This is a genomic window from Olsenella sp. kh2p3 (genome assembly GCA_900119625.1).
GTDB lineage: Bacteria > Actinomycetota > Coriobacteriia > Coriobacteriales > Atopobiaceae > Tractidigestivibacter.
Window position 1 is genome coordinate 1 of sequence record FPKD01000018.1, and the last position, 7,247, is coordinate 7,247.

The following is a 7,247-nucleotide window of genomic DNA, read 5'->3' on the forward strand; positions in this document are numbered from 1 at the left end:
CTCGAGGGGGTGCCCGGCGTGAGCTCGGTCAAGGTCTCGCTCGAGGACAAGGACGCCGTGGTCGAGGCATCGTCAGAGGTCACCGACGAGGCGCTTGTCGCCGCCGTCAAGGACGCAGGCTACGAGGCTACGGTGGCCTAACGCGCCGCTCCGCCAGCCGGCGGCGCTTCTCGTCCAGAAGTCCTTGCCGTTCAAGGGTCTCGTCGGCATTCCGCCGCGAGGCCCTTATTCTTACTGGCAGATATGTCTAATTTGGTGGGCATTCGTCGTTGCGGCCCGCCAGCGGACGAACGGGGGGTGGCATGGCAAGGATTGGTGCGCTTGAGGCCGGTGGAACCAAGATGGTCCTTTCCGTGGGGACGCCCGAGGGGCAGGTCCTCGAGCGCGAGGAGATTCCCACCCAGGGGCCGCATGGCTGCGTCGACCGCATGGTCGAGTGGTTTGGCTCGCACGACGTCGACGCGTTGGGCATTGGGGCATTTGGCCCCACGGGCGTGAACCCCTCGCTTCCCAGCTACGGCAAGATCCTCGAGACGCCCAAGACCGCGTGGAGGCACTTCGACTTCCTGAGTGCCTTCGAACCGCTGGACATTCCCATCGGCTACGATACCGACGTCAACGTTGCCTGCCTGGGCGAGGTCACCTACGGCTCGTGCAAGGGGTTGGACACGGTGGTCTACCTCACGGTTGGCACGGGCATCGGCGCGGGCGTCATGGTGGGAGGCCAGCTCCTGCACGGCATGCTCCACCCCGAGGCGGGCCACATTCTGCTCGAGGTCCAGCCGGGCGACGAGGGCAACTGTGTGTGCCCATATCACGACCGCTGCTTCGAGGGCCTGGCCGCCGGCCCCTCTTCACCACCTTCATCGACAACATCGAGATGTCCCTCTCCAAGACCGACGAGCGCATAGCCAAGCTCTACCTCTCGCTTGCCGATCGGCCCGACCTCAACAAGAAGGTCCTGGGCGAGATGGCGCTCACCCGCAAGTGGGTGCTGGCCATCGTGGGCGACGAATGGCCACTCCAGCACCGCCGCGTGCTAGGGCCCGTCATCCGCATGCGGCTGCCCTTTGTGAACGTCCTCTCCGTCACGCAGGCCCTGGCCCTGCGCCGCATGCGCCAGGACGGGGACGCGATGACGCCGGAGGAGCGGGACGAGTACACCTACCTGGTCCTTTGCACCGTGTCGGGAGTTGCCGCGGGACTTCAGAACACGGGGTGACAGGGATTTCCGCTCAAACCACAGGCGGCCCCCGGGTGCATGAGCGCCCGGGGGCCTTGCTTTGCGCCATGGGACGGCGCCGTTCTGTTCCCCTTGCCTTATCAGCTGGCCTGGACCCCGCCCAGTTGCTCGCCCACGGCCCGCATGCCGGCCGTCGTATAGATGGTGAGCACGTCCTGCATGCTGCGCCACAAGGCGTCCTTCTTCCACCCAAGCTCCGCATTGACGGCAAAGGATCCATAGACCGCAAAGCGCAGGAGGAGACAGGCCCTCAGCTCGTCAAGGCCGGTCTGTTGCATGACTTCGGGCACCCTCAGCGGCACTTCGTTCTGGAAGAGTCGCTCCACCAGGTAGTTGGTAATGGAGGGGTCCTTGAAGAAGGGCAGGTACTTGGGGTTGGACGAGACTCGCTGGCAGGTGGGCAGGTGCTCGAGCCAAAGGTAGGCCTCCTGACCGCTCAAGGCGGAGTCGTCGTCCGCCATGGCCTCCTCGAGTATCTCGTCCAGCACCTCAGCAAGGTTCTTGTAGTGCAGGTAGAAGGTGGCCCGCGTGATTTCGGCGCGGCGACACACGTCCGAAACCGTCACCTTGTCAAAGCGCTTCTCGTGCAGGATGTCCAGCAGCGCGTCCTTGATGGCTCTCTGCGTATAGAGAGTGCGACGGTCGGTCTTTCGAGCCTTTTCTGCCATGTTGGCATCCTCTCCAAGAAGTTCCATACACAGTGTTCAGACGTGTCCATAAACGAGCGCTTAGCCCCAACATGTATGGGACATTTCATCATGGGACACCTTAATCTTTCCTTAACAGCTTGTTCAAAAACAAACGGGATGAAAAGGAAGGTACCACATGCTCGACATCGAGTGGGAGGACGTTCTGGGTGTTCTCCAAACATGCCAGCCCTACCTGATCACTCTTGCGGTGATCCTGCTCGCTGGCATCACGGTCCTCGTGGGGGCGCACTGGATTGCCAAGCCCAAGAGGCACCTAGCGCGATCTCTGGCGGGCATCGGCATGGTGGCAGGCACCGTCGCGGTGGCCACGGCCATAGCCATGGGCCCCATGTACACGCTCATCAACCTCTCGCAGGGCAAGGGCCAGGTAAGCCAGGAGACCACCGACGAGGCCGCCGCGGTGGCGTCGAACATTGCCGACGAGGGCTTCGTCCTTCTCAAGAACGACGACGGCACCCTGCCCCTCAAGGACGTCGACAAGGTCAACCTCTTTGGTTGGGCCTCCACCAACCCGGTCTATGGCGGTGCCGGCTCCGGCGGCATCAACAAGCTCTTCCCCATCACGACCCTCATTCAGGGGCTGGAGGACTCGGGCTTCTCCGTAAACCAGGACCTGGTGGACTTCTACACCAGCTATGCGGCCAACCGTGCGGCGGTCTCCATCCAGGCACAGAACTGGGACCTGCCCGAGCCGCCCGCCTCCACCTACTCTGACGAGCTCATCCAGGGGGCCAAGGACTACTCCGACGTGGCCATCGTGGTCGTGAGCCGCATGGCGGGTGAGGGCCACAACGACATCCCCCAGGACATGACCAAGGCAACTTACGACAACAACTCCGCCGACTACGCGGACTTCCAGGAGGGCGAGCACTACCTGCAGCTCTCTCAGACCGAGCGCGACATGGTGGACCTGGTGTGCAAGAACTTTGACGACGTGGTGGTGGTCGTCAACTCCGCCTACCCCATGGAGCTGGGCTTCTGTGAGGAGCGCCCGCAGATCAAGGCAGTGGTGCTGGCACCCGGCGCGGGAAACGTGGGCTTCGAGTCCCTGGGCAAGATCCTGCGCGGCACCGTCAACCCCTCCGGCAAGACCAACGACACCTACGTCTACAACCTCAAGGACGCCCCCTACTACAACAACGCCGAGAAGACCGACTACGCCAACCTCACGGACATGACGGTCGAGGGCATGAACGCCGGCCAGCCGCAGAACTACTCGCCCTCCTTCATCAACTACAACGAGGGCATCTACGTGGGCTACAAGTACTACGAGACCGCGGCTGCCGAGGGCGTCATCGACTACGACTCCACCGTGCAGTACCCCTTTGGCTACGGTCTGAGCTACACGTCCTTCTCGCAGCAGATGAGCGACCTTCGCCAGGACGGCACCCAGGTGAGCTTTGACGTCAGCGTGACCAACACCGGCTCCGTGGCCGGCAAGGACGTGGTGGAGGCCTACTACAACCCGCCCTACACCAACGGGGGCATCGAGAAGGCCTCGGCCAACCTCGTGCGCTTCGACAAGACCAAGCTCCTGGAGCCGGGTGAGTCCCAAGTGATCACCATCACCTTCGACCAGGAGGACATGGCCTCCTACGACGAGTCGGGCGAGGGCGCCTACGTGCTCGAGGCGGGCGACTACGAGGTCTCCATCAACTCCGACTCCCATACCGTGCTTGACTCCCGTACCTACAACGTCCCGGAGACCATCACGTATTCGGGCGACAACCACCGTGCGAGCGACGTCGAGGCGGCCACCAACCGCTTCCAGGACTCCAAGGGCGACGTCACCTACCTCTCGCGTGCCGACCACTTTGCCAACCTGCAGGCGGCCACGGCCGCTCCAAGCGACCTCAACATGCCCGAGGAGTACGTGGAGGGCTACCACCTCAACTCCAACTATGACCCCATGGCCTACGTCAAGGACTCCGACCAGATGCCCGCGACGGGCGTGGACTCTGGACTTACCCTCTCTGACCTGCGCGGTGCCGACTTTGATGACCCCCGCTGGGACCAGCTGGTGCAGGAGATGTCCGTCTCCGACCTCAAGGACCTGATTGCCCTGGCGGGCTACCAGACGGCAGCCGTCAGCTCCATCGGCAAGGTGCAGAACGTCGACGCCGACGGTCCCGCTGCCATCAACAACAACTTTACAGGTGCCGGTTCCATCGGCTTCCCGGTGGAGGTCGTGGTGGCCTGCACCTGGAACCAGGACCTCGCCCAGCAGTGGGGCCAGGCCATGGGCAAGACCTGCCGCGAGATGAACATCACCGGCTGGTACGCCCCTGGCATGAACACGCACCGCTCCGCCTTTACTGCCCGCAACTACGAGTACTTCTCTGAGGACGGCGTGCTGGCCGGCTACATGGCCGCCAACGCCATCAAGGGCGCAGCTTCCGAGGGCGTCTACTCCACGATGAAGCACTTTGCAGTGTATGACTGCAACGGCAAGATGGTCTGCGTGTGGACTACCGAGCAGGCCCTGCGCGAGAACTACCTCAAGCCCTTCGAGATCTGCGTCAAGGAGGGCGGCGCCAACGCAGCCATGGAATCCTGGGCATTCCTGGGCAACAAGTGGGTGGGCGAGCTCTCCACCCTCAACCAGGACGTCCTGCGCGGCGAGTGGGGCTTCCGAGGCTTCGTGGTGTCCGACTTCTTCCGCAACAACGGCCACGGCTTCATGAACGCCGACATGGCCTTGGCAAACGGCGTGGACGCCATGCTCTCCACCTACGCTGGTGGCCCCAACCAGGTGACGGACGATAGCGCCGCATCCAACGTCATCTACATGCAGCGCGCGGCCAAGAACATCCTCTACACCACGTCCGGCAGCTGGGCCTACGACCCCGCCTACATCGACACGAGCGAGCCCGCCTGGGTGATGGCGGTGCGCGTGGCGGATGTCGCGGTGGCAGCTCTCCTGGTGCTCTGGGGTGTGCTGGCCTGGAGGCACTCGAAGAGGCTTGCGGCCTAGTCCGGCGAGTCTCCTGCCGAACCCAATACGCCGGCGTGCAACTGGCCCTCCCTTCCCGAGCGGCCCGGATGGCGTAAGCCACCCGGGCCGCTTGCGTCTTGTTGAGCCTGCGGTCCAGTGGTCTACAGACGGTAGACATCTGTCACAGGCACCGTCGAGTAGGCGGGGTCGGCGGGTCCGAGGGCGCTTCTGGGGTGCTGGTGGCCGAGAGCGCGCTCGAGTAGGCGGTGTTCCGCGCGAGGTTCCGGACCATGCTGACGAGAGGGTCGTCGAGTAGGCAGATGGACGTCCGGGTCGGGTCTCTCTCACCTGTCGATACCACATTTGAGTAGGTAGTCCTGTGCACGAGCCCTCCTATTGGGGTGTGGCCATGGCATCGGCGAGCTCGCCTCATGGCCTTTGACACCTACTTAGTCACCTACTCGAAAGTACTATCGGCCTTCCTGGCGTGGTCCGCGGGAGACGGCCCACCTACTCGAGGGGATCCGTGACACCTCGGGGCTGCAAGTTCCTAGCTCGGGAGCGGGGAATGTCTACTCGAGGACCTTTCTGGTGTTCGGGGCCACCTGCTCGGGCACGCATCCCGGCCTACCCCTACCCGAGTAGTACCTACCTACTGGAGCGCGGTTTCGTCATTTGCAGTGCCGTGAAGCCCACGACAATCTCTGCATGCGCCCAATCGGACGGAATTTGTCCCCTTATGCACAAATTAACCTAGGCCAACTCTTGAAGTCGGAAAGTTCGCCTTATACTACTTTTCGAGTTAACCAAAGGTCACATTTTGTAGAACGTCAGTCAGGAGGCCAACATGCCAGTGACAGCGGCAGTCGCGCAGTTTGCGGGTGCGCGTGGCTACGACGAGAGCGTCCAGCCTGTGTCCCAGGTGGCCACGGGACAGCAGTATCCGCTCGCGGGCGCCCGCGAAGGAGACACGGTGACGGTCGTGCGCACCAAGGGGACCCAGGACATGCGCCAGCATCTGGCGGAGATGGGCTTTGTGGAGGGCGCGCAGGTCAAGGTGGTCAGCCGCGTCAACGGCGACATGATTGTATCGGTCAAGGGCGCCAAGTTTGGCATCAATCGCCAGCTCACGTCCCACATCATGTGCCGCTAGCTTCATCAACCCTCGCGGTCGGCCTCGGCCGGCCGCTTTGGTCGCAACCACGAGTGGAAGGAATGTCATGTCAACACTTCGAGACGTGAGGGTGGGGGAGTCCTGCACCGTGTCCAAGCTCACGGGCACCGGTGCCGTCAAGCGCCGGATCATGGACATGGGCCTCACCAAGGGCGCCAAGGTCTACGTGCGCAAGGTCGCGCCCTTGGGCGATCCCATCGAGTGCACCGTGCGCGGCTACGAGCTTTCGCTGCGCAAGGACGAGGCCCAGTGCGTGGAGGTCGCGGACGTCGTCAAGGCCTAGCCAAAGCAAGCAAATGCGCCCTGCGGGGCGTTTTTGTGGGAAAGCAAGTCAACCAGTTCTAACTGTTTCTGCAAGCAACAAGCACTGAAGGGGGAGGAATGTCAGACAAGCTGAACATCGCCTTGGCTGGTAACCCCAACTGCGGCAAGACCACGCTCTTCAACGAGCTGACCGGCTCCAACGGCTACGTGGGCAACTGGCCCGGCGTCACCGTGGAGAAGAAGATGGCCACCTGGAAGAAGGATACGAACGTCACCTTCGTGGACCTGCCGGGTATCTACTCGCTCTCGCCCTACTCGCCCGAGGAGGTCGTCTCCCGCGACTACGTGGTCAAGGACCGCCCGGATGCCGTCATCGACCTCATCGACGTGACCAACATCGAACGCAACCTCTACCTCACCACCCAGATCCTGGAGACCGGCCGCCCGGTGGTCGTGGGCCTCAACATGTGCGATCTCTTGGCCCAGCGCGGCGAGACCATCGACACAAAGAAGCTCTCCCACATGCTGGGTGTGCCCGTGGTGGAGGTCTCGGCCCTACGCAACAAGAATCTCGACAAGCTGGTCAGCCACGCCGAGGAGGCCGCCCGCAAGCAGGCCGTGGCCAAGTCGCTTGAGCTCTTCTCGCCCGAGGTGGAGCACGCCCTGGCCCAGATTGCCGACGGCATCAAGGGCCAGTGCGGGCCCGAGCTGGTGCGCTGGTACTCCATCAAGGTCTTCGAGCGAGACGCCGAGGCCATCAAAGCCCCTGGGCCTGACCAAGGCCGAGGTCGCGGCCTTCGAGCCCGCCATCGAGCTGAGCCACGCAACCATGCGCGACATCCGCCAGAACCTGTTCTGGGCGTTGTTCTACAACGCAATCTGCATCCCCGTGGCCATGGGCGTGCTCTCGCCTCTGGGCGT

6 protein-coding genes and 2 pseudogenes are annotated in these 7,247 nt (G+C 63.1%); 7 read left to right on the forward strand and 1 reads right to left on the reverse strand.

The features are described 5' to 3' along the window. Positions 1-9 precede the first annotated feature (9 nt). The 3 genes and pseudogenes from BT122_RS10495 to BT122_RS10505 all read left to right on the forward strand — a co-directional run. Positions 10-141 carry a heavy-metal-associated domain-containing protein gene (locus BT122_RS10495; RefSeq protein WP_083432480.1) on the forward strand — a complete coding sequence of 44 codons (132 nt, stop codon included), beginning with the start codon at positions 10-12 and terminating at the stop codon, positions 139-141. A gap of 200 nt (positions 142-341) precedes the next feature. Further along, the gene (locus tag BT122_RS10500; RefSeq protein ID WP_286130370.1) at positions 342-911 is read left to right on the forward strand and encodes an ROK family protein; all 570 of its coding nucleotides are present in this window, start codon (positions 342-344) and stop codon (positions 909-911) included. Then, positions 848-1,222, forward strand: a pseudogene (locus tag BT122_RS10505) (phosphoenolpyruvate carboxylase); the annotation flags it as partial. The gene BT122_RS10500 and the pseudogene BT122_RS10505, both read left to right, overlap by 64 nt. 101 nt (positions 1,223-1,323) lie before the next feature. Here BT122_RS10505 and BT122_RS10510 read toward each other — a convergent pair. Next, positions 1,324-1,911, reverse strand: a complete 588-nt coding sequence (locus BT122_RS10510) for a TetR/AcrR family transcriptional regulator (protein WP_072355858.1) — start codon at positions 1,909-1,911, stop codon at positions 1,324-1,326. A gap of 157 nt (positions 1,912-2,068) precedes the next feature. Here BT122_RS10510 and BT122_RS10515 point away from each other — a divergent pair, with 157 nt between their 5' ends. From BT122_RS10515 to BT122_RS11305, 4 genes and pseudogenes are all read left to right on the forward strand, one after another. Continuing rightward, positions 2,069-4,927, forward strand: a complete 2,859-nt coding sequence (locus tag BT122_RS10515) for a glycoside hydrolase family 3 C-terminal domain-containing protein (RefSeq protein WP_072355859.1) — start codon at positions 2,069-2,071, stop codon at positions 4,925-4,927. An 808-nt stretch (positions 4,928-5,735) separates the two neighbouring features. Beyond that, complete coding sequence (locus BT122_RS10520) at positions 5,736-6,041, forward strand: FeoA family protein (RefSeq protein WP_083432479.1); 306 nt, start codon at positions 5,736-5,738, stop codon at positions 6,039-6,041. Between the two features lie 67 nt (positions 6,042-6,108). After that, positions 6,109-6,345, forward strand: coding sequence for a FeoA family protein (locus BT122_RS10525; RefSeq protein ID WP_072355860.1), 237 nt, complete (start codon positions 6,109-6,111; stop codon positions 6,343-6,345). Between the two features lie 98 nt (positions 6,346-6,443). Continuing rightward, positions 6,444-7,247, forward strand: a pseudogene (locus BT122_RS11305) (FeoB small GTPase domain-containing protein); the annotation flags it as partial.